This is a genomic window from Paracoccus salsus (assembly GCF_021556615.1).
Classification (GTDB): domain Bacteria; phylum Pseudomonadota; class Alphaproteobacteria; order Rhodobacterales; family Rhodobacteraceae; genus Paracoccus; species Paracoccus salsus.
In genome coordinates, this window is sequence record NZ_JAKGGD010000004.1 from 294,916 (window position 1) to 315,696 (window position 20,781).

A 20,781-nucleotide genomic window follows, 5' to 3' on the forward strand; every position below is an offset into this window, starting at 1 on the left:
ACGATAATCGCTGCGGCTCTCACCGACAACGCGGACAGGACAGGATCACGTGCTCGTGTGCGGGTTGTTGCAGATGCTGAATCAGATCGCGCAAGAACTGAACCGTTCGTTCTTCTTTCACGAGAATCCGGCCGGGCGTCGTCGATCAGAGCGCGAGCGGGGTCGAGAATCACCCCGCTCTGGCCAACCCTGCAACACTGTGCCTGCGAGGCGGGCAAAGGCTTTGCCAAGCCTCTGCATTGCGGTTACAAGCGGACAAAATTCAATGCAGAGGCGGTTCCACATGGCAGAGGACATCGAAATAGACATCGACGATCTGGAACGGCGGATGAAGGGCGCGATGGATAGTCTGCGCCACGAATTCGCATCGCTTCGGACCGGCCGGGCATCGGCCTCGATGGTCGAGCCGGTGCAGGTCGAGGCTTATGGCCAGATGACGCCCATCAACCAACTGGGCACCGTCAACGTTCCCGAACCGCGCATGGTCACCATCAATATCTGGGACAAGGCGATGGTCGGCAAGGCCGAAAAGGCGATCCGCGAAAGCGGGCTGGGCATCAATCCCCAGACCAACGGCACGATCATCATGCTGCCGATTCCGGAACTGAACGAGGAACGCCGCCGCGAGCTGACCAAGGTCGCCGCGCAATATGCCGAAAGCGCCCGTGTCGCGATCCGCAACGTGCGCCGCGACGGCATGGACCAGGTCAAGAAGGGCAAGGCGGGCGGCATGCCCGAGGACGATCAGAAATTCTGGGAACAGGCGGTGCAGGACCTGACCGACAAGATGATCGCCGCCGTCGATCAGGCGCTAGAGGCCAAGCAGGCCGAGATCATGCAGGTCTGAGAGGGTCCATGCTTGCCGAAACCGCACAGCCTCTTTCGACGGGGGGCGCAGACCAGCGGCCCCGCCATGTCGCAATCATCATGGATGGCAATGGCCGTTGGGCGACCGAACGCGGCTGGCCGCGGCTGGTCGGGCACAGGCGCGGTGCCGAGCGCGTCAAGCAGATCGTGCGGGCCTGTCCCGGCATGGGCGTCAACTGGCTGACCGTCTATGCGTTCTCGACCGAGAACTGGAAGCGCTCGACCGAAGAGGTGCTGGGTCTGATGAAGATCTTTCGCCGCTATATCGAGCGCGAGGCCGAGGGGCTGTCCGCGCAGGGAGTGCGGCTGCGCTTTATCGGCGGGCGGGAAAGGCTGGACCCGAAACTGCAGGCGCTGATGGCGTCGATCGAGGCGCGCACCGCCGGAAATTCGCTGCTGAACCTGACCGTGGCGATCAACTATGGCGGCCGCGACGAACTGGCGCGGGCGGCGGCGCGGCTGGCGCAGAAGGTCGCGCGAGGCGAGATCACCGATCCCGGCGAGGCCGATTTCGAGGCATGCCTCGACACCGCCGGTCATCCCGATCCGGACCTGGTCGTCCGAACCTCGGGCGAGACGCGAACGTCGAACTTCCTGCCCTGGCAGGCCGCCTATGCGGAATACGAATTCACGCCGACCCTCTGGCCGGATTTCACGCCCCAGCACCTGGCCGCGATTCTTGACCGCTTCGGCCTGCGCGAACGCCGCTTCGGGGGCGTATGAGGGCAGAACCGCCCATCCCTCCGAAACCGCCCGGCCCGTCCGGCAAATGGGCAGACCTGTCGCGGCGGCTGGCCTCGACGGCCGTGCTTCTGGGCATCGGTGTCCTGCTGGCCCTGGCGTCGGGTGTCTGGCTGCGGCTGGGCATGTCGGTGATCGCGGCGGTGACGTTCTGGGAACTGGCGATGATGACGGGCTGGCGTCACCCCGAGATGCATCTCACGGCCTTCGGGCGCTGGCGGCCGCTGGTGCTGGCGCTGGTTGCCGGCCTGGCGCAATTCGTCGCGCTGGTTTCGTTTCATCCGCTCGGGATGCTGGCACTGGCGCTTCCGATCCTTGCGGGCCTGCCCGGCGCCGCATCGCGCGACCGGCTGACCTATGCGATCTTCGGCACGGCGATCCTGCTGGTCGCCTTCGGGCTGGTCGGTTTCCGCGAGGAGTTCGGCCTTGGCTTCGTGCTGTGGCTGATGGGTGTCGTGATCGTCTCGGATACGGCGGGCTATTTCTTTGGCCGCATTCTTGGCGGGCCAAAATTCTGGCCCGCGCTGAGTCCCAAGAAGACCTGGTCCGGAACCATCGCCGGCTGGGTGGGGGCCGCCATGTTGGGCGCGCTGCTGTGGCTGTCGGGCCATGGCGACGCGTCGCTTGTCTGGGTGTCACCGCTGGTTTGTCTTGCAGGCCAGTTGGGTGACATCGCGGAAAGCTGGCTGAAGCGCCGGGCCGGGGTCAAGGACAGTTCCAACCTGATCCCGGGACATGGCGGGTTCATGGATCGTTTTGACGCGGTGACGGGGGCCGTGCTTGCCGCCATGCTGATCGGGCTGCTGACCAGCCTGCCGGCGGTGAACTGAGACATGCGCAGAATATCGATCTTCGGAGCGACCGGTTCGGTCGGCAGCAACGGCGTCGATCTGATCCGCCGTGCGGGCGGTCCTGACGCCTATCACACCGTGGCGCTGACCGGCGGTCGCAACATTCCCCGGCTGGCACGGATGGCACGCGACCTGCGGGCCGAGATCGCGGTGACCGCCCATGACGAGCTGCTGGACGATCTTCGCGCCGCGCTGGCGGGCAGCGATGTCCGTGCCGCCGCGGGCACGCAGGCGCTGGTCGAGGCGGCAGGGCGTCCGGTCGACTGGGTGCTGTCCGCCATCGTCGGCTCGGCCGGGCTGGTCCCGGGGCTGACGGCTCTGGCGCAGGGTGGCGTCCTGGCGCTGGCCAACAAGGAATCGCTGGTCTGCGCCGGGCCGCTGATCCATGCGGCAGCCTCGCGAAGCGGCGCCCGGATTCTGCCTGTCGATTCCGAACATTCCGCGATATTCCAGGCGCTTGGATCCGAAAACCTCGATAGCGTCCAGGATGTGACGATCACCGCGTCCGGCGGGGCCTTCCGCGACTGGCCACTGGAACGGCTGGCGGCTGCGACGGTCGCCGAGGCCTCGACCCACCCGAACTGGGCAATGGGGCAGCGGATCACGATCGACAGTGCCAGCATGTTCAACAAGGCAATGGAAGTCATTGAGGCCAAGGAATTCTTTGGCCTCAGGCCTGATCAGATCAAGGTGCTCGTGCATCCGGAATCGATCATCCACGCGATGGTCAACCACGTCGATGGCGGCAGTATCGCCCATCTTGGCGCACCCGACATGCGGCATGCCATCGGCTATGCGCTGAACTGGCCCACCCGCGCACCGTTGCCGGTCTCGCCGCTGGATCTTGCGCGGATCGGCAGTCTTTCGTTCCGGGCGCCGGACGAAATTCGCTGGCCGGCCTTGCGTCTGGCGCGCGAGGTCATGGCCGCAGGAGGGATGGCCGGCGCGGTCTTCAATGCTGCCAAGGAACAGGCGCTTGACGATTTCATCGCCGGACGTATCAGGTTCACGCAGATGTCGCCGCAGGTCGAGTCGACCCTGGCCTGTCTGGCGGGGCAGTCGGGCTTTGCCGCCGAACCCGCCGATCTGGAGACCGTCCTGCACTGGGACCGGGCCGCAAGACAGGAGACCGCCGCATGGGCGAACTGATCCCGCAATTCGGTGGCACGCTGTGGACGCTGGTGGCGTTCGTCATCGCCCTGGCCGTCATCGTCACGGTGCACGAATTCGGCCACTACATCGTCGGGCGATGGTCGGGGATCAAGGCCGAGGTATTCTCGGTCGGGTTCGGCCCGCGCCTGGCGGCGCGGCGGGATCGGCATGGCACGGTCTGGCAGATCGCGGCGGTGCCTCTGGGGGGGTATGTCCGGTTCCTGGGCGACGCAAACGCGGCCAGCGCGGGCCCCGGCCGCGCCGTCGATCCGGCCCTGCAGCGACAGACACTGCCCGGCGCCCCGTTATGGGCGCGGTTCTCGACGCTGCTTGCCGGGCCGGTCTTCAACTTCATCCTGTCGATCCTGATCTTCGGCGGTTTCGCGCTGGTGCAGGGCCTGCCCACCGACCGGGTCGAGGTGGGCCGCATCGCGCCCAGCCCGCCGGGCGTTGTCAACAACCTGCAACCGGGCGACCAGATTCTTGGGATCGGAGGCCAGCCCGTTGAAAACTGGGGCGATATCGGTCGCGCGGCGCAATCGCTGCCGATCGCACCCCGGCAGGACTGGCTGGTCCTGCGCGACGGCAGCCCGATCACGGTCGAGGGCCCGGACCCGATGCCGGCGCGGGTCACCGGCGTTGCCCCTCGCGGAGCCGCGGCCGATGCCGGCCTGATGGCCGGTGATGTGGTGATGGCAATCAATGATCGGCCGATCACGCGCTTCAGCGAGATGCGCGATCTTGTCGAGGAAACCCAGGATAAACCACTGTTGTTGAAGGTATGGCGTGAGGGGCAGGGCATGGCCAGCTACACGCTGGTGCCCAAGGAACAGGATCTGCCAAGCGCGGAGGGCGGCTTTGAAAAGCGATGGCTGATCGGCGTGACCGGCGGCGAGAGCTTCTTTTCCCCCGCAACCCGCCGGGCCGGGCCGGTCGAGGCGCTGTGGCTGGGCGCGACTCAGACCTGGGGCATCATCGCCGCGTCCTTGTCGGGCATGTGGGCGATGATCACCGGCCAGATCGGCGCCTGCAATCTGGGCGGCGCGATCAGCATCGCCGAAAGCACCGGTCAGGCGGCCAGTGCGGGCGGTGCCAGCTTCCTGTGGTGGATCGCGGTGCTGTCGGCTGCCATCGGCTTTCTCAACCTTCTGCCGATCCCGGTTCTGGATGGCGGGCATCTGATGTTTTACACATGGGAGGCGCTGACCGGCCGTCCGCCGTCCGACCGGGTGCTGAACCTGCTGACCGCGTTCGGCATGGCGGCCGTGCTGACGCTGATGATTTTCGGGCTCACCAACGATCTTTTCTGCCCCTGAACCGCGATGCGGTTTTGACAGCGCACGGCGTTTGAGGCACAAGCTTCAAGCAAAACAAGGCGCCGGCAGCGCGCCATGCAGGCTGGAAAAGAGGGGCGGCAATGACACGGAAACTGGGCAAGAGCGCGGTCGCGCTGATGGCGGCTCTGACGATCTCGGTGCCGGCGGGGCTGATGCCGGTCCCCGCCGCGGCCTATGTCTTCAACGACGTGCGGATCGAGGGCGCGCAACGCATCGAGCCGGCGACGATCCTGTCCTATGCCAATGTCGCGCGGGGCCAGGACATCTCGCCGGGCGAACTGAACGATGCGCTGCAGCGATTGCAGGGGTCAGGCCTGTTCGAGACGGTCGAGGTCATTCCCCAGGGCGGTCTGCTGGTGATCCGGGTCAGCGAGTATCCGACGATCAACCAGATCAGCTTCGAGGGCAATCGCCGCATCAAGGACGCGGAACTGGCCACCATCGCACAAAGCCAGGCGCGCCGCGTCTATCAGCCCAGCCAGGCGATCAGCGACGCCCAGAACATCGCCCAGGCCTATGCCGCCCAGGGCCGCCTGGCCGCCCGCGTTGACCCCAGGATCATCCGCCGCAGCGACAACCGCGTTGATCTGGTGTTCGAGATCCGCGAAGGCGACGTGACCGAAATCGAACGGATCAGCTTTACCGGCAACCGCGCCTTCAGCGATCGCCGCCTGCGCCAGGTGCTGGAAACCAAGCAGGCCGGCATCCTGCGGACCTTTATCCGCGCCGATACCTTCGCGCCGGAACGCATTCCGCTTGACGAACAGCTGCTGACCGATTTCTACCGCTCGCGCGGCTATGCCGATTTCCGCGTCCAGGCCGTGGCCCCCGAGATCGCGCGCGAGCGCGACGCATTCTACATCACCTTCAACATTCAGGAAGGTCCGCGCTATCGGTTCGGGACCATCAACACGGTCTCGGAAATAGCCGGCGTGGACGCCGCCCCCTTCGCGGCCCAGAACCGCGTGGACCGGGGCGACGTCTACAACCCCGCCGCCATCGACAACAGCATCCGGCGGATGGAGACGGTCGCGATCCAGCAGGGCCTGAACTTCGTCAGCATCGAGCCGCGCGTGACCCGCAATCCGGGCAATCAGACGCTGGACCTGACCTTCGCGCTGACCCGCGGCCCGCGCATCTTCGTGGAACGCATCGACATCGAAGGCAACACCACGACGCTGGACCAGGTCATCCGCCGCCAGTTCACGACGGTCGAGGGCGATCCCTTCAACCCGCGCGAAATCCGCAACGCGGCAGAACGCATCCGTGCGCTTGGCTACTTCTCGGATGCCCAGGTGAACAGCCGCCAGGGCAGCAGCGAGGAGCAGGTGATCGTCGATGTGAATGTCGAGGAACAGCCGACTGGATCGCTGTCGTTCGGGGCCTCTTACGGTGTCAACACCGGCGTCGGGCTCAACGCTTCGCTGCGGGAAACGAACTTTCTGGGCCGCGGGCAGACGCTGGGTCTGACCATCTCGACGGCCAGCGGCGACCGCGCCGGGTCGATCAATTTCATCGAGCCGTTCTTTCTGGGCCGCGACCTGAAATTCGGCTTCAACGCCTACTACAACGAGACCGAAAGCCTGAATTCGGACTATGACACACGCTCGATCGGGGTCCGCCCGTCGATCGAATTTCCGATCTCGGCCAATGGCCGGCTGGAACTGCGCTATCGGGTGTCGCAGGAACGACTGACGAATGTCCAGACCGACAGCTCGATCCTGTTGCAGGACGAAGAGGGCGAGCGCCTGACCTCGGCCCTGGGTTACAGCTATAACTGGGACACAAGGCTGACGGGTCTGGATCCCCTGACCAGCTACAAGCTGCGCTTTTCTCAGGACATCGCAGGGCTGGGCGGCGACGTGAAAAGCGTGACCACCACGGCGCTTGCCGGCGTCGAAACCAATGCCTGGCGCGAGGAGGTGACGTTGCGCGCGGAACTCGAGGCCGGTGCCGTCTATGCCTATGACGACTACGACAGCTGGATCCTCGACCGTTTTCGCGGCGGGAACAGGATCCGCGGGTTCGAGCCGAACGGGATCGGTCCGCGGGATCTTTCCGCCGTGAATCAGGACGGGTTGGGCGGCAACTACTTCTGGGCCGCGCGGGCCGAGGCGCAATTCCCGCTTGGCCTGCCCGAGGAATACGGCATCACCGGCGGCCTGTTTGCCGATGTCGGCTCGGTCTGGGGTCTGGACAACACCATCGGCAGCGATGGCAGCGCGGTCGATGACGACATGTATGTGCGCGCCTCGCTGGGGGCCTCGATCTTCTGGACGACGCCGATCGGGCCGCTGCGCTTCAACTTCTCGAAGGCGATCCGCAAGGAAGACTATGACGAGGAGCAGAACTTCGACCTGACCATATCGACGCAGTTCTGATGACCCGGTCCGCGGCGCGGCTTGCCCTGCTGGCCCTGCTGATTCTGGCGGGGCAGGTCGGCGGGGCCGCGGCGCAGCAGGCGGAGGTTCTGCCCGACAGGTCCGATCCGGGTGCCGTCACGCCTGACGATGCTCAGCAGCAGCCACCCTTCCGCCAGAACGACCGGCAGCAACGGGCGCGATCCGAGGCGATGCCGAACCGCATGATCGAGACGGCCGACGACGCGCCGCGCTATGTGGTCGCGCCGGTCCTGACCGTCGATCAGGAACGGCTCTTCACGGATTCGGCCTGGGGTCGGCGCGCGCAGGGCGAGCTGGAAGAGGCCGGTCGTGCCATTGCCGACGAGAACGATAGGCTGGCCGCGCAGCTTTCGGCCGAAGAGGCGCAGCTGACCCAGCAGCGCAGCGCGCTGGAGCCGGCCGAGTTCCGCCGCCTGGCCGAGGCGTTCGACGCCCGCGCGACCGAGATCCGCCGCGAGCGCGCCAAGGCGGTGCAGGATCTGAACGCCCGGGCAGACGCCGACCGCGCCGCCTTCTATCAGGCCGCGCTTCCGGTGATGGGCGAGATGATGCAGCAACGCGGAGCCGTTGCGGTGCTTGACCGGCGCACGGTCTTCGTGTCGCTGGACGCCATCGACATCACGCCGGACCTGATCGAGCGGCTGGACGAGACCGTGGGCGACGGCGCAGGCGCCACGACCGATTCCGACGCCGCGGCGCCGGTCGCGGACTAGGGCAGTCGGGCGATCCTCTCGGACAGCAGATCGAAAAGACCGTCCCGGCCCAGATCATTGATGAACAGCGCATTCGCCGGCCGCCCGCTGACGCGCCACCAGTCGGCCACCGTCATGCCGGTTGTGAACTCTCCCCGGGTCTCGATCTCGACATTGATCTCGCGCCCGACGAACAGGGCCGGACGCAAGAGCCATGCGATCGTGCAGGGATCGTGCAGCGGCGCGCCCTGATTGCCATACTTGTCCTTGTCAAAGCGTTCGAAGGAATCGGTCCAACCGGCGACCGCTTGACCACAGCGGCCGGGCAGGGCGCGCATCGTCTCGACCCAGCCTCGCGAGGTCAGCGCCTTGTGGGTCGCGTCCAGCGGCAGGACCACCAGCGGGACGCCGGCGGCAAAGACGATCTTCGCGGCCTCGGGATCGACATGGATATTGAACTCGGCGGCGGGCGTGATGTTGCCGACCTCGAAATAGGCGCCGCCCATCAGCACGATACGCTCGACGCGTCCGACGATATCGGGGGCACGCCGGAAGGCGGATGCGATATTCGTCAGCGGACCGATGGGAACCAGCGTGACCGTCCCGGCAGGTTCGCCACGCAGCGTGTCGATGATGAAGTCGACGCCATGCCGTGCCTGCAACGCCAGCGTCGGATCCGGCAGGTCGATACCGTCAAGCCCGGTCTTGCCGTGGACATGTTCCGCCGTCACAAGGCCGCGCGCCAGCGGCGAGTCGCAGCCCGCAAAGACCGGCACATCGGTCCGGCCCGCCAGTTCGACGATCTTGCGCGCGTTCAGTTGCGTCAGCGCCAGCGGCACGTTGCCCGCCACCGCGGTTATCCCCAGAACCCGCAATTCCGGGCTGGCCAGCGCCAGCAGGATGGCCACCGCGTCGTCCTGTCCCGGGTCGGTGTCGATGATGATCTTGCGTGCCATGCCTCCCCCCCCCCGTTGTCCGGCCCCGTTCTGATCCGGCACGAAAAGCGGCGCAAGTCCAAAACCTGCGCCGCCTTTCGTGCCGGCTCATCATGGCACGCGCATCCGTGCGGAAGGCCGCGCCCCGCCGCGGGCGCGGCGATCTGTGCGGTTAGCCGTCGAAATCGACCTCTTCGATCAGCGTCAGCGCATCGGGGCGCAGTTCCGAGATCTTGTTGAGCGACACATCGTCGGGCGTGAACGCGCCCCAGCCCTGAACAAGTTCGGACCGCGCGACATGGTCCAGGACCGGGAATTCGTGATTGGTCTCGGCGTAGATGCGCTGGGCTTCGTCGCTGACGAGGAACTGCATCAGCTGCAATGCCGCGTCGCGGTTCGGGGCGGCCCTGGTCATCGCCACACCCGACACGTTCACATGCGTGCCGCCGTCCTCGAAGCTGGGGAACTCGATCCGGACGGCGTCCGCCCAGGCCTTCTGCTCTTCATCGGCAAGCATCTGGCCCATGTAATAGGTGTTGCCGAGACTGATGTCGCATTCCCCGGCCCAGATCGACTTGACCTGACCACGGTCGTTGCCCTCGGGCTGCTTGGCCAGGTTGGCCTTCACGCCCTCCAGCCAGGCGCGCGTCTTCTCGGCACCGTGATGGGCCAGATAGGCGGCGGCCAGGGCGACGTTGTAGTCGTTGGTAAACGGACGGGTGCAGATCCGACCCTTCCATTTCGGGTCGGCCAGATCCTCGTATGTCGTCACCTCGCCATCGCCGACACGATCCTTGCTGGCATAGACGATCCTGGCGCGGGTTGTCAGGCCGAACCATTGGTTGTCGGCGTCGCGCAGGTTCTGGGGGATGACCGACAGCGCCTCGTCCTCGACCGGCTGCAGCACGCCCGCATCCTTGACCTCGCCCAGCCGCGCGACATCCACCGTCATCACCAGATCGGCCGGAGAACGATCGCCCTCGGCCCGCAGGCGCTCGACCATGCCCTTGTCCACGAAGGCCGTATTGACGGTGATGCCGGTCGCCTCGGTGAAGGCGTCGGTCAGCGGCTTCAGCAACTCGGGCTGCCGGTGCGAATAGATGTTAACTTCGTCGGCAAGCGCCGGCAGGGCGGTTCCGCCCAGCAGTGCGGCAAGGATCAGGCTGCGCATCGTTGACTCCTTTTGTCAGAATTGCCCGGAGGTTTTGCCAGCGTCCCAGGGCTGCGTCAATACCCGACAGAAAAAATCGGGTACCGGGGGCGATTGACCGCCACCGAATGGCGCGATAGGGCGCCCACATGGCACGCGCACCTCTTCTGCAACTCACCGATATCTCGCTGACCTTCGGCGGCGATCCGATTTTCCAGGATCTTTCGCTGACCGTCCAGCAGGGCGACCGCGTGGCGCTGGTCGGTCGCAACGGATCGGGCAAGTCGACGCTGATGAAGGTCATGGCGGGCCTGGTCGAGGCCGATCGCGGCGAGGTGGTGCTGACGGCCGGCGCGCATGCCGGCTACATGGAGCAGGACCCGGACCTGTCGGATTTCCGAACTCTGGGCGAATTCGCCCGCGACGGGCTGCCCGAAGCCGAATTCTACCGCGTCGAAATGGCCGCAGAGGGGCTGAAATTCGACCCCGACTGCCCGGTGGCGACGGCCTCGGGCGGGGAACGCCGGCGCGCTGCGTTGGCACGCCTTCTGGCCCAGGCGCCCGAACTGATGCTGCTGGACGAGCCGACGAACCATCTGGACATTCAGGCGATCGGCTGGCTGGAAGATCACCTGAACCAGACGCGCGCGGCGTATGTGCTGATCAGCCATGACCGCGCCTTCCTGCGCCGCCTGACCCGTGCGACGCTGTGGATCGATCGGGGACAGGTCCGACGGCAGGAAAAGGGCTTCGAGGCGTTCGAGGACTGGCGCGAAGCCGTCTGGTCGGCCGAAGACGATGCCCGCCACAAGCTGAACCGCAAGATCAAGGCCGAAGGCCGGTGGGCGGTCGAAGGCATCAGCGCCCGCCGCAAGCGCAACCAGGGCCGGGTCCGCGCATTGGCGGCGTTGCGGGCCGAACGGGCCTCGCAGATCCGCCGCCAGGGCACGGCGGCAATGGCGCTGGCATCGGCGCCGCAATCGGGCAAGCGGGTGATCGAAGCCAAGGGCATCTCGAAGACCTTCGGCGATCGCACGATCCTGAAACCGTTCGATCTGCAGATCCAGCGCGGCGACAGGATCGCCTTTGTCGGCCCCAACGGCGCCGGCAAGACGACGCTGATCAGGATGCTGACGGGCGAGGTGGCGCCGGACGAGGGCACGGTGACTTTGGGCACAAACCTGGAAATCGCCGTCTTCGACCAGGCTCGCGCGGCACTGAGCCCCGATCAGACGCTGTGGGATTCGCTGACCGCAGATCCCGAAATGCGGGTGTCGGGGCGGGCCGATCAGGTGATGGTTCGCGGACAGCCAAAGCATGTCGTCGGCTATCTCAAGGACTTCCTGTTCGACGAATCGCAGGCGCGCGCGCCGGTTCGCAGCCTGTCGGGCGGCGAGAAGGCCCGGCTGCTGCTTGCGCGGCTGATGGCGCGGTCCTCGAACCTGCTGGTCCTGGACGAACCGACCAACGATCTGGACGTGGAAACGCTGGACCTGCTGCAGGATATCCTGGGCGAATACGACGGCACCGTGCTGCTTGTCAGCCATGATCGCGACTTCATCGACCGGGTCGCAGACACGACCGTGGCGATGGAGGGGGATGGCCATGCCGTCATCTATGCCGGCGGATGGTCCGATTATCGCGCGCAGCGTGGCACGGACGGGCCAGCGGCCATCGCAAACGCCCCGGCGAAACCCGCTTCCGTGCCGCGGGCGGCCGAACCGTCCGGAAACGCCAGCGGCGGGCTGAGCTTCACTCAGCGGCACCGGTTGCAGGAATTGCCCGCTATCATCGCCCGGCTGGAAGCCGAGATCGCGAAGCTGTCGGAATTCCTGTCGGATCCGGAACTTTTCCAGACGGCGCCAGCGAGGTTCCGCAAGGCGACCGAAGCACTGAGCGAACGCCAGGCCGCGCTGCACGCCGCGGAACACGAGTGGCTGACGCTGGAAGAGAAGGCGGGCTGACCCGGCGCGCGCGCCCGGGACACATGTCAGGCGCCGCGGGCGGCGTGACGCTTCAGCCAGCCATGCGCAAAGCACATCTTTTCCCGGATCGCCGGCGTCAACACGAAAGGGTAGAGATCGGTGTTGTCCAGCGCCCGGTTGATGTCGTTGATCGCGATGGCGACTTCGGCCGCAATGCTCAGCAGATGGTCGGCATCGTCATCCGCATAGGGCGCGTAATCCGCCGGCAGGGTCTTCATGTCCAGCCCGGCGCTGACGAAACTGTCGGTGAAATCGACCATGTGCAGCAGATGCGCGACCGTTTCGGCCCAGTCCTCATGCGGGTGCGCGGTCGCGTACGCGGTGATGTGATCCTCGCCCGGTGCGGCCGGATTTTCATAGTGGCTCTGCAAAGCCGCTGCATAATCGGCGCGCTCGTCGCCGAACAATGCGCGGAAGGCGTCCGAGAACCCGTCGGCCAGGGTGAGACGGTCGAACAGGAAATGTGCCAGTTCGTGGCGGAAATGGCCGACCATGGACCGGTATTGTTCGCCAAGCTGGTGCTGGCGCTGGAGGCGGATCAGCTGGTCGGCCTCGGTCACGTTGATGGTGATCTGGCCGCCGGCATGGCCCATGACGATCTGCGCCGCGCGCTGGCCGCCGGTATGCTCGGACAGCATCAGGAAGCGCGGTCGGGCGCCGGGGTCGGCGTCGGTGAACCACTGCCAGTTCGCCAGATTCGCAAGCACCCAGCGCTTGGCCCGTTCGGCCCGCGCCAGAAGCCGCTGGTTGTCACCGACATTCAGCGCGGGCAGCATGTCGGACATCCGACAGGATCGGCACAGCGCCGCGTCGGGGACTGCGGCCCAGTTGCACTGGATGCTGTCGCGGTTCGAACAGGGCGCGGCCTGATTCCACATCGCCTGTGCCTCGGGTTCGTAGTAGAGCAGGGCGCCGCAGGCGCAGAACAGATTGTCGAAATAGACGCGCGCATGGCAGGCGGGGCAGGTAAAGCTCTGCATGACAGGTTCCTTGACGGTTGCGACAGGGAATTTCCGGTCGCGGGCACGGTTCCGCGCCAGCGCCCAACTAGCGCGGACGGGCCGGAATGCAACAGCTGTTCTTGACTTGCAGGGGCGAATCCGCCATATGCACGCGACCGGCCGGGCAATTGCCCTTGGCCGGTGCGTTAATTTTAATGACATCCCGATTGTCGGGATGCGCTGTCCGAAGGCGGGGGTACCCCTCCCGTGAACGCCGGTTTGCCGGGGCCGCAGGACGCGAAGATGAAGGAAACGAAACGATGTTCGCGGTTCTGAAGACGGGCGGCAAGCAGTACAAGGTGCAGGCGGGTGACGTCCTGCGCGTTGAAAAGCTGAATGCTGCGGCTGGCGACAAGGTCCAGTTCAATGAGATTCTGATGGTCGGCTCGACTCTGGGCGCGCCTCTTGTGTCCGACGCCTGCGTGCAGGCCGAGGTGATCGACCAGATCAAGGCCGACAAGGTCATCACCTATGTCAAGCGCCGCCGCAAGCACAGCTCGCAGCGGACCCGCGGCCATCGCCAGCAACTGACCCTGCTGCGTGTCACGGATGTGCTTGACAAGGGTGCGGACAAGACAGGCGTGAAGGCCGCTGTTGGTGCGCGCACCAAGGACGAGCCCGCGGCGAAGGTCAAGAAACCGGCGAACGACGCCGTCGAAGCGTAAGGAGACTGACCCATGGCACACAAGAAGGCAGGCGGTTCGTCCCGCAACGGTCGCGATTCGGCCGGCCGCCGTCTCGGCGTGAAACTCTACGGCGGGCAGGAAGCCGTCGCCGGCAACATCATCGTGCGCCAGCGCGGCACCAAATGGTGGCCGGGCTTGAATGTCGGCATGGGCAAGGATCATACCCTGTTCGCGCTGACCGACGGTCATGTGAGCTTCAGGAAGGGCCTGAAGGGGCGCACCTTCATTTCGGTGACCCCTGCGAGCCTCGAAGCCGCCGAGTAACCTGGAATTAACATTTCGATGTTAGTGGGGGGATCGGCGAAAGCCGGTCCCCCGGATCATGTCGAGGATCTGTTTTCCGGGGAGGGAAAATGGTGATGTCTGCACCGATGCGGGAGGGAACGCGTTTGGATGACCTGAGACCCGATGGCGTCGTCCCGAACCAGCCTGTCATCGAAACGGAACGCTTCGTGTTGCGTCCCCTGCGCCCCTCTGACGCGGGCATGATCGCCCACTACACGTCGGATCGTCGCGTTGCAGAAGGGACGCGCGCGATCCCGCATCCTCTGCCACCCGGTGCGGCCGAGGGGTTCGTCCTGCGTGCCATGTCGCCAGACAGGACCGAGGATGTCTGGGCCATCGACGGCTCGGGCAACAGGCTGGCAGAACTGCTGGGCGTGATATCCCTGACGCACATGGAGGGCGACCAGTCCGAATTGGGCTTCTGGATCGGAGCGGGCTTCTGGAACACCGGATTCGCGACCGAAGCCGTCGCGGCGCTGGTGGCGGCCAACCCGCACCGGTCGCGGACGCTTTTCGCCGAAGCGTTCCAGGACAATCCCGGCTCTGCCCGCGTCCTGACCAATTGCGGGTTTGCCTATCTTGGCGATGCCGAAAGCTGGTGCGTTGCGCGTGGTGCCCGCGTGCCCACCTGGACCTATCTGCGCAAGATGGCCTGATTGCCCGGTTGCGGGTGCCGTCGGCCGAGAGGGTCTGCGCCGGAAGCAGGATTTTCTGGCTTTCCACGTTCGACCCGCGCAAAATCGTCCGGGCAAGGGGTCGCGCAGGATGAGAACGGCCTGCACCGCGCGGCGAAGACGTCCTCGCCGGTCAGGGACTGACAGGTCATTCAGCCCCCCCCATCGGGCTTGATCGCGTTGTCGGGTGCGAGCAGACCGCGCTCTGCGGACAGGATGAACCAGTGCCGACCGCTGGCCTCTGCGGGGGCACGCACCTTCAGGACACGGCATTCCGCAACCTGGCGATCGCCCCGGCGTGCGATGGCTTCCATGGTTTGGCGTTCTTGCGTGGCTGCCATGGCTCCGAAGGAATGTCCGAACGCGTGTGCGCCACGGTCCGCGGCCGCATCACCGCATCAATCCGCCAGAGCGTATCGGAGGCGCCGTGCGCGGTCACCGATCCGGTCTTCCCGTCGGCGGGGATCGGGTCCGGTGTTTCGGGCAGCATTGGCGCGTCATCGACGCGGCTTCCGGTGATCGCGACGGCCGGGATTTCCAGCCTCTGTTCGTTGACGCCAAGGCGGAATTCGCGCCACAGTCGGCGCTTCGTGCCGCCATGCTTGCGGGCGTTCCACTCGCCTTCGCCCTCGGCCTGGATGCCGGTGCCGGCCACGGCCCGGCAGGCCATTGCGCCAGAATCTCCCGAGAGGGATCAGAAGGTGCAGGGGACCCTTCGAGCCGCGCTTGGGGATCTTCACCGTCCAGGTCTTTCGGCGTCGGCTCAAGCTGCTGAAGTCCGGCACGGGCCCGTCCGGGCCGGCCAGAGGCAGCTGTCCGCTTCTACCGCTGCCCCGTCAATCAAGTCGGCCCGGAGCGTGCCATGCGATACGGTCGATACAGCAACGCTTCGACATTGACGCAAATCAACGTCGCCGCGCATACGGTCGGCTAATCTTTCGTCAATCTGCCGCGGCCGTGCGGGCGAGATCTGCCGCTTCGCTCTCGCCCGGGCCGATATGTCGAAGGAACGTGAAATGGAGTATGGGGTGGTACCTGGCGCGGGATGCGGCGGCACAAGCTTCGCCTGTGCCATATGTGGCGCGCCTGGTGCGGATCACGCCGTTGCGGTCGTCACGAACCGCACAGGGTTTCGTTTCGTGCCCTCGAACCCTCGGGCAGGCGTGGGCTGGCGGACCAGGGCAGACGTCGAAGGCGACCCCGAAACGGTTCCTGCCAAGCGCAACATCAACCTCCATCCCGCTGAGCGAGTGGGTCTGCCATGTGGATCATGCGCTGCAAGCACAGCCGGCGGCGGACGCGCTGATCGCCGCCGTGCAGGGGGCGTCCTGCCTTGGCCCGGCCTATGAATTCGTCTTCATCGTCGGCAAGGCGCTGCGCGATGCCAAGATTCGCGACCTGGGGCCGATGACCCTTTCACCTCGGGACCCTCTGCCGGGCATCCGGAACGCGATGGGGTCGGGGACACCACGGCGCCGCAGGGAAGCGCACCGCGCGGCCGACGGGCGACCGGATCGGCAAGGAGAGCTGAAATGACACGTGATCGCATGATGAAGGCCGTCGCAGGCTTCGTGGTGCTGTTGTCCTCTGGCGCCAACGCTGTGGGTCTTGCCCCATTTCATCTGGCTGCCGGTCTTCGCAAGCGTGAACCAGATCCAGGCGGCCTTTACCGGGCTCTGCCCGGCGACCATGCTGTTCAAGGCGCTGGAGGTCCGGCCCGGACCCGCGTTTTGACCACGCGGCGCGCCATCTCTGCTTCCACGCTTCCCCTCTCGCTTTCCACGGAGTGACATGATCATGCGCATCCTGCTGTGCCTCCTCGCCCTGGCCATTTCCCTGCCGCGGACTGCGTTGGCCGAAGACTTCACACTGGCCCCGGTGCCGGTCACCGAATGGAAGGCGGTCTATGGCCGGATCGAGGCGCGCAGCCAGATCCCGGCCCGCGCGAGGCTGGGTGGCACACTCGTGTCGCTCGACATCAGCGAAGGTGATGTGGTGGAGGCGGGGCAGGTTCTGGCGCAGGTCGTCGATGCCAAGATCGACTACCAGCTTGCCGCCATCGACGCGCAGGCGCAGGCGCTTTCGGCCCAGCTCGACAATGCCCAGAGCGAATTGTCGCGGGGCGAGGATCTGCTGTCGCGCGGTGTGACCACGGCGCAGAGACTGGATGCGCTGCGCACTCAGGTTGATGTGCTGAAGGGCCAGATCGCCGCGGTCGTCGCGGACCGCAGGGTTGTGGAACAGCAGGCGCTTGAGGGATCTGTTCTGGCGCCCATCGCAGGCCGCGTGCTGACCGTTCCGGTCGCGGCGGGGGCCGTCGTCCTGCCCGGAGAGGCGGTGGCGACCATCGGCGGCGGCGGGATTTTCCTGCGGATCGCGGTGCCGGAACGCCATGCCGCGTTCCTGACGGAGGGCGCGGCGATCGAAATCGAAACCGCCACAGGTCCGGCCAGGGGCACGTTGGCGCGGATCTATCCGCTGATCGAAAACGGGCGGGTGATCGCGGATGTCGAGGTGTCGGACCTGCCTGAAAGCTTTATCAACGCGCGGGTGCTGGTGCGCCTGCCGGTCGACACCCGCATGGTGCTGATGGTGCCGGAGACGGCTGTGCTGACCCGAACAGGGCTCGATTTTGTCGAGCTTGCAGGGGCGGACGGTCCGGTCCTGCGCACGGTCTTGCTGGGCCAGCGCCAGACCGTGGGCGGGGCTGCAATGATCGAGGTGCTCTCGGGGCTCGTCGCCGGTGACCAGGTGGTGGGCGATCATGAGTAAGGCGCCGGAAACCGGCAATCTCGGCATCGCCGGGCGCCTGACGCGGGCCTTCATCGCCTCGTCGCTCACGCCGCTGTTCATCCTTGCAGCCCTTGCGATGGGACTGGTCGCGCTCGGTGCCCTGCCGCGCGAGGAAGAGCCGCAGATTTCGGTCCCGCTTGTGGATATCCACGTGCAGGCCCCGGGCCTGCGGGCCGAGGATGCGGTCAAGCTGGTCACCGAACCGCTGGAGGGGATCGTCAAGGGGATCGCCGGGGTCGAGCATGTCTATTCCTCGAGCCGTGACGACAGCGTGCTGGTCACCGTGCGCTTCAGGGTCGGGACATCCTCGGACGCCGCCGTCCTGCGGGTGCATGACAAGATTCGTGGCAATCTGGACCGTATCCCGGTCGGCATCCCCGAGCCGCTGATCGTCGGGCATGGCATCGACGATGTGGCCATCGTGTCGCTGACGCTGGCGCCCAAACCGGAGGGGGCGGGGATCAGCGCCAATGATCTGACCCGCATCGCCCGCGAACTGCGCACGCAGGTGACCAAGACCGAGGATGTCGGGCTGACCTATCTGGTGGGCGAGGTTCCCGAACGCATTCGCGTCGCACCCGACCCCGAGCGACTGGCGCTGTATGGTGTCACCCTGCAACAGCTTGAGGCCAAGGTGGCCAATGCCAACCGGTCGCAGAACACCGGTCAGGTGCGCAGTGATGGCGATCAGATCGACCTCGTGGTGGGCGAAACCCTCGTGGACCCGGCCGAAATCGGCAACCTGCTGCTGACCACCCGCGACGGGCGTCCGGTCTACGTTGCCGACGTGGCGCATGTCAGCTTTGTCTCCGACAGCTCGGACGTGATCGTCGCCAATGTCAGCCGCGCCGAAGATGGCACGGTCACCCGCACGCCCGCCGTTACCCTGGCCGTGGCCAAGCGGGCCGGTGCCAATGCGGTGGTCGTCGCCGAGGCGATCCTGCACAAGGTCGAGGCACTGGAAGGCAGCCTGATCCCCGAAACCGTCGCCGTGATCGTTACGCGGGACTACGGCGAAACCGCCAACGAAAAGGCCAACGAACTGCTGTTCCATCTCGGCCTTGCCACCTTGTCCATCGTCGCGCTGGTCTGGCTCTCCATCGGCTGGCGCGAGGCGATCGTGGTGGCGATCGTCATCCCGGTCACGATCCTGCTGACGCTCTTTGCCGCGTGGATCATGGGATATACGCTGAACCGCGTGTCGCTCTTCGCGCTGATCTTTTCCATCGGCATTCTGGTGGATGATGCGATTGTGGTGATCGAGAACATCGCGCGCCACTGGGCGATGAAGGATGGCCGCAGCCGCATGACCGGCGCGGTCGAGGCGGTGGCAGAGGTCGGCAACCCCACGATCATCGCGACCCTGACCGTCGTCGCGGCCCTGCTGCCGATGCTGTTCGTGTCGGGGCTGATGGCCCCCTACATGAGCCCGATCCCGGCGAACGCCAGCGCGGCGATGATCTTTTCCTTCTTTGTGGCCGTGATCATCACGCCATGGCTGATGGTCAAGGTGGCGGGCCGCGCATCGATGTCCGCACATGCTCATGACGAGACCGACAACGGCCATCCCGGCGGCGCCCTGGGCCGGATCTACTCCCGCGTCGCGCGGCCCCTGCTGGCCAGCAAGGCCCGCAGCGCGGTGTTCCTGTTGGTCACGACGGCGCTGTCGTTCGGCTCGCTCGGGCTGCTTTACACGCAGGATGTAACCGTCAAGCTGCTGCCCTTCGACAACAAGTCCGAGCTTTCGGTGGTCATCGACCTGCCCGAGGGTGCGGCGGTCGAGACCACCGACCGCGTGGCGCAGGATGTGGCCCGCACGGTCCTGCAACTGCCCGAGGCCGTGTCGGTCCAGACCCATGCCGGCACCGCCGCCCCGTTCAACTTCAACGGGCTGGTGCGGCACAGCTATCTGCGCCGGCAGCCCAATCTGGGCGAGGTGCAGGTCACCCTGTCGCCAAAGGCCGAGCGTGACCGGCCCAGCCACGACATCGCTCTGGATCTCCGCAACCGGCTGGCCGCCTTGCCTCTGCCCGCCGGCACCAGTCTGAAAACCGTCGAACCACCGCCCGGTCCCCCGGTGCTCGCCACCTTGCTGGCCGAGATCTACGGCCCCGACGCCGACGCCCGGCGCGCCGCAGCCACGAAGGTGCGCGAGGCGTTCGAACAGGTGCCCTTTGTCGTCGATGTGGATGACAGCTTTGGCACGCAGCCCCGCCGGTTACGCGCCACGATCAGCACCGACGATCTAGAGTTCTTCGGCGTCGAGGAAAGCGATGTCCTCGACACGCTCGCGATCCTGAACGGCGGGCGGACGGTCGGCTATTCGCATCGCGGCGAAGGGCGCCCGCCGATCCCGATCCGCATCGCACGGGACAGGGGCGATCAGGTGCTGGACGAACGGTTCCTGTCCACTCCGATCCCCGCCAATGTCCTGCCGGGCGCGCGCGGCGTCGTCGAACTGGGCGATGTGATCCGGGTGGCGGAAGAGCGCGCGTCGTTCCCGGTATTCCGTCACAATGGACGCGACGCCGAAATGGTCACGGGCGAGATGGCCGGGACCTTCGAGGCACCGCTCTACGGCATGATCGCCGTGGGCAGGGCGCTCGACGCGATGGACTGGGCGGCGGGCACCAAACCCGTGATCAGCCTTCACGGCCAGCCCGAGGACGAAGCCGTGATTACGCTGCTCTGGGATGGCGAATGGGAGGTCACCTATGTCACGTTCCGCGACATGGGGGCGGCCTTTGGCGTCGCGCTGCTTGCGATCTACATCCTTGTGGTCGCACAGTTCGGATCCTTCCGGCTGCCCCTGGTGATCCTGACGCCGATCCCGCTGACCTTTATCGGCATCGTCGCGGGGCACTGGCTGTTCGGCGCGCCGTTCTCGGCCACTTCGATGATCGGCTTTATCGCCCTCGCCGGAATAATCGTGCGCAACTCGATCCTGCTGGTCGATTTCATCCGCCATGCCGACACGACTGGCAAGACCCCGGTCGAGATCCTGATCGAGGCGGGCGCCATCCGGTTCAAGCCGATCCTGCTGACAGCCATCGCCGCGATGATCGGAGCCGTGGTGATCTTGACCGACCCGATTTTCCAGGGTCTCGCGATCTCGTTGCTGTTCGGATTGCTTTCCTCGACGCTTCTCACCGTGCTGGTGATCCCGGCGATCTACCGGGTGCTCAAGACCTGAATGTGGCGAAATGACCGGCGGTGACGCGGACATCCCG

18 protein-coding genes and 1 pseudogene are annotated in these 20,781 nt (G+C 66.0%); 15 read left to right on the plus strand and 4 right to left on the minus strand.

The window, feature by feature from the left end; translation table 11 throughout:
- Positions 1 to 283: 283 nt before the first annotated feature.
- The 7 genes from frr (at position 284) to L1965_RS10660 (ending at position 8,063) form a co-directional block, all read left to right on the plus strand.
- A complete protein-coding gene (gene frr / locus L1965_RS10630; protein WP_235756407.1) occupies positions 284 to 847 on the plus strand; it encodes a ribosome recycling factor in 564 nt (187 codons plus the stop codon).
- Between the two features lie 8 nt (positions 848 to 855).
- Positions 856 to 1,590: a polyprenyl diphosphate synthase gene (uppS, locus tag L1965_RS10635; protein ID WP_235756408.1), complete on the plus strand. Its 735-nt coding sequence runs from the start codon at positions 856 to 858 to the stop codon at positions 1,588 to 1,590.
- Positions 1,587 to 2,438 (plus strand): phosphatidate cytidylyltransferase, encoded by an 852-nt coding sequence (locus L1965_RS10640; RefSeq protein WP_235756409.1) that lies wholly within the window; start codon positions 1,587 to 1,589, stop codon positions 2,436 to 2,438. The genes uppS and L1965_RS10640 overlap by 4 nt, the downstream gene beginning before the upstream one ends.
- 3 nt (positions 2,439 to 2,441) lie before the next feature.
- Positions 2,442 to 3,608, plus strand: coding sequence for a 1-deoxy-D-xylulose-5-phosphate reductoisomerase (dxr, locus tag L1965_RS10645; RefSeq protein WP_235756410.1), 1,167 nt, complete (start codon positions 2,442 to 2,444; stop codon positions 3,606 to 3,608).
- A complete protein-coding gene (rseP, locus tag L1965_RS10650) occupies positions 3,596 to 4,927 on the plus strand; it encodes an RIP metalloprotease RseP (RefSeq protein WP_235756411.1) in 1,332 nt (443 codons plus the stop codon). Before dxr ends, rseP begins: the two co-directional genes overlap by 13 nt.
- A 101-nt stretch (positions 4,928 to 5,028) precedes the next feature.
- Complete coding sequence (gene bamA, locus L1965_RS10655; RefSeq protein WP_235756412.1) at positions 5,029 to 7,329, plus strand: outer membrane protein assembly factor BamA; 2,301 nt, start codon at positions 5,029 to 5,031, stop codon at positions 7,327 to 7,329.
- Positions 7,329 to 8,063 (plus strand): OmpH/Skp family outer membrane protein, encoded by a 735-nt coding sequence (locus L1965_RS10660; RefSeq protein ID WP_235756413.1) that lies wholly within the window; start codon positions 7,329 to 7,331, stop codon positions 8,061 to 8,063. Before bamA ends, L1965_RS10660 begins: the two co-directional genes overlap by 1 nt.
- Here the strand turns inward: L1965_RS10660 and L1965_RS10665 are convergent.
- Both L1965_RS10665 and L1965_RS10670 read right to left on the minus strand, forming a co-directional pair.
- Positions 8,060 to 8,998, minus strand: coding sequence for a nucleoside hydrolase (locus L1965_RS10665; RefSeq protein WP_235756414.1), 939 nt, complete (start codon positions 8,996 to 8,998; stop codon positions 8,060 to 8,062). The genes L1965_RS10660 and L1965_RS10665 overlap by 4 nt on opposite strands.
- A 151-nt stretch (positions 8,999 to 9,149) precedes the next feature.
- On the minus strand, positions 9,150 to 10,148 hold the full coding sequence (locus L1965_RS10670; protein ID WP_235756415.1) for an extracellular solute-binding protein: 999 nt from the start codon (positions 10,146 to 10,148) through the stop codon (positions 9,150 to 9,152).
- 128 nt (positions 10,149 to 10,276) lie between these two features.
- Between L1965_RS10670 and L1965_RS10675 the strand changes: the two genes are divergently transcribed.
- Positions 10,277 to 12,091, plus strand: coding sequence for an ABC-F family ATP-binding cassette domain-containing protein (locus tag L1965_RS10675; RefSeq protein WP_235756416.1), 1,815 nt, complete (start codon positions 10,277 to 10,279; stop codon positions 12,089 to 12,091).
- A gap of 26 nt (positions 12,092 to 12,117) precedes the next feature.
- Here the strand turns inward: L1965_RS10675 and L1965_RS10680 are convergent, their stop codons facing one another.
- On the minus strand, positions 12,118 to 13,092 hold the full coding sequence (locus L1965_RS10680; protein WP_235756417.1) for a zinc-binding metallopeptidase family protein: 975 nt from the start codon (positions 13,090 to 13,092) through the stop codon (positions 12,118 to 12,120).
- Positions 13,093 to 13,373: 281 nt separating this feature from the next.
- Here L1965_RS10680 and rplU point away from each other — a divergent pair, with 281 nt between their 5' ends.
- The 3 genes from rplU (at position 13,374) to L1965_RS10695 (ending at position 14,740) form a co-directional block, all read left to right on the plus strand.
- On the plus strand, positions 13,374 to 13,778 hold the full coding sequence (gene rplU, locus L1965_RS10685) for a 50S ribosomal protein L21 (protein WP_235756418.1): 405 nt from the start codon (positions 13,374 to 13,376) through the stop codon (positions 13,776 to 13,778).
- Between the two features lie 12 nt (positions 13,779 to 13,790).
- The gene (gene rpmA / locus L1965_RS10690; protein WP_235756419.1) at positions 13,791 to 14,063 is read left to right on the plus strand and encodes a 50S ribosomal protein L27; all 273 of its coding nucleotides are present in this window, start codon (positions 13,791 to 13,793) and stop codon (positions 14,061 to 14,063) included.
- Positions 14,064 to 14,188: 125 nt separating this feature from the next.
- Positions 14,189 to 14,740 (plus strand): GNAT family N-acetyltransferase, encoded by a 552-nt coding sequence (locus L1965_RS10695; RefSeq protein WP_439332076.1) that lies wholly within the window; start codon positions 14,189 to 14,191, stop codon positions 14,738 to 14,740.
- 298 nt (positions 14,741 to 15,038) lie between these two features.
- Here the strand turns inward: L1965_RS10695 and L1965_RS10700 are convergent.
- Positions 15,039 to 15,570 (minus strand): annotated as a pseudogene (locus tag L1965_RS10700) (transposase); the annotation flags it as partial.
- A 451-nt stretch (positions 15,571 to 16,021) separates the two neighbouring features.
- On the opposite strand from L1965_RS10700, the gene L1965_RS10705 reads away from it, so the two are divergent.
- The 4 genes from L1965_RS10705 (at position 16,022) to L1965_RS10715 (ending at position 20,744) form a co-directional block, all read left to right on the plus strand.
- On the plus strand, positions 16,022 to 16,294 hold the full coding sequence (locus tag L1965_RS10705; protein WP_235756420.1) for a hypothetical protein: 273 nt from the start codon (positions 16,022 to 16,024) through the stop codon (positions 16,292 to 16,294).
- A gap of 72 nt (positions 16,295 to 16,366) precedes the next feature.
- Positions 16,367 to 16,492, plus strand: a complete 126-nt coding sequence (locus tag L1965_RS16055; protein WP_277882962.1) for a hypothetical protein — start codon at positions 16,367 to 16,369, stop codon at positions 16,490 to 16,492.
- 63 nt (positions 16,493 to 16,555) lie between these two features.
- Complete coding sequence (locus L1965_RS10710) at positions 16,556 to 17,530, plus strand: efflux RND transporter periplasmic adaptor subunit (protein WP_439332081.1); 975 nt, start codon at positions 16,556 to 16,558, stop codon at positions 17,528 to 17,530.
- A complete protein-coding gene (locus L1965_RS10715) occupies positions 17,523 to 20,744 on the plus strand; it encodes an efflux RND transporter permease subunit (protein ID WP_235756422.1) in 3,222 nt (1,073 codons plus the stop codon). The genes L1965_RS10710 and L1965_RS10715 overlap by 8 nt, the downstream gene beginning before the upstream one ends.
- The last annotated feature ends 37 nt before the right edge of the window (positions 20,745 to 20,781 follow it).

Coding starts and splice junctions, on each gene's coding strand:
- frr (WP_235756407.1), top strand. CDS start 284: ATGGCAGAGGACATCGAAATAGACATCGACGATCTGGAACGGCGGATG.
- uppS (WP_235756408.1), top strand. CDS start 856: ATGCTTGCCGAAACCGCACAGCCTCTTTCGACGGGGGGCGCAGACCAG.
- L1965_RS10640 (WP_235756409.1), top strand. CDS start 1,587: ATGAGGGCAGAACCGCCCATCCCTCCGAAACCGCCCGGCCCGTCCGGC.
- dxr (WP_235756410.1), top strand. CDS start 2,442: ATGCGCAGAATATCGATCTTCGGAGCGACCGGTTCGGTCGGCAGCAAC.
- rseP (WP_235756411.1), top strand. CDS start 3,596: ATGGGCGAACTGATCCCGCAATTCGGTGGCACGCTGTGGACGCTGGTG.
- bamA (WP_235756412.1), top strand. CDS start 5,029: ATGACACGGAAACTGGGCAAGAGCGCGGTCGCGCTGATGGCGGCTCTG.
- L1965_RS10660 (WP_235756413.1), top strand. CDS start 7,329: ATGACCCGGTCCGCGGCGCGGCTTGCCCTGCTGGCCCTGCTGATTCTG.
- L1965_RS10665 (WP_235756414.1), bottom strand. CDS start 8,998: ATGGCACGCAAGATCATCATCGACACCGACCCGGGACAGGACGACGCG.
- L1965_RS10670 (WP_235756415.1), bottom strand. CDS start 10,148: ATGCGCAGCCTGATCCTTGCCGCACTGCTGGGCGGAACCGCCCTGCCG.
- L1965_RS10675 (WP_235756416.1), top strand. CDS start 10,277: ATGGCACGCGCACCTCTTCTGCAACTCACCGATATCTCGCTGACCTTC.
- L1965_RS10680 (WP_235756417.1), bottom strand. CDS start 13,092: ATGCAGAGCTTTACCTGCCCCGCCTGCCATGCGCGCGTCTATTTCGAC.
- rplU (WP_235756418.1), top strand. CDS start 13,374: ATGTTCGCGGTTCTGAAGACGGGCGGCAAGCAGTACAAGGTGCAGGCG.
- rpmA (WP_235756419.1), top strand. CDS start 13,791: ATGGCACACAAGAAGGCAGGCGGTTCGTCCCGCAACGGTCGCGATTCG.
- L1965_RS10710 (WP_439332081.1), top strand. CDS start 16,556: ATGCGCATCCTGCTGTGCCTCCTCGCCCTGGCCATTTCCCTGCCGCGG.
- L1965_RS10715 (WP_235756422.1), top strand. CDS start 17,523: ATGAGTAAGGCGCCGGAAACCGGCAATCTCGGCATCGCCGGGCGCCTG.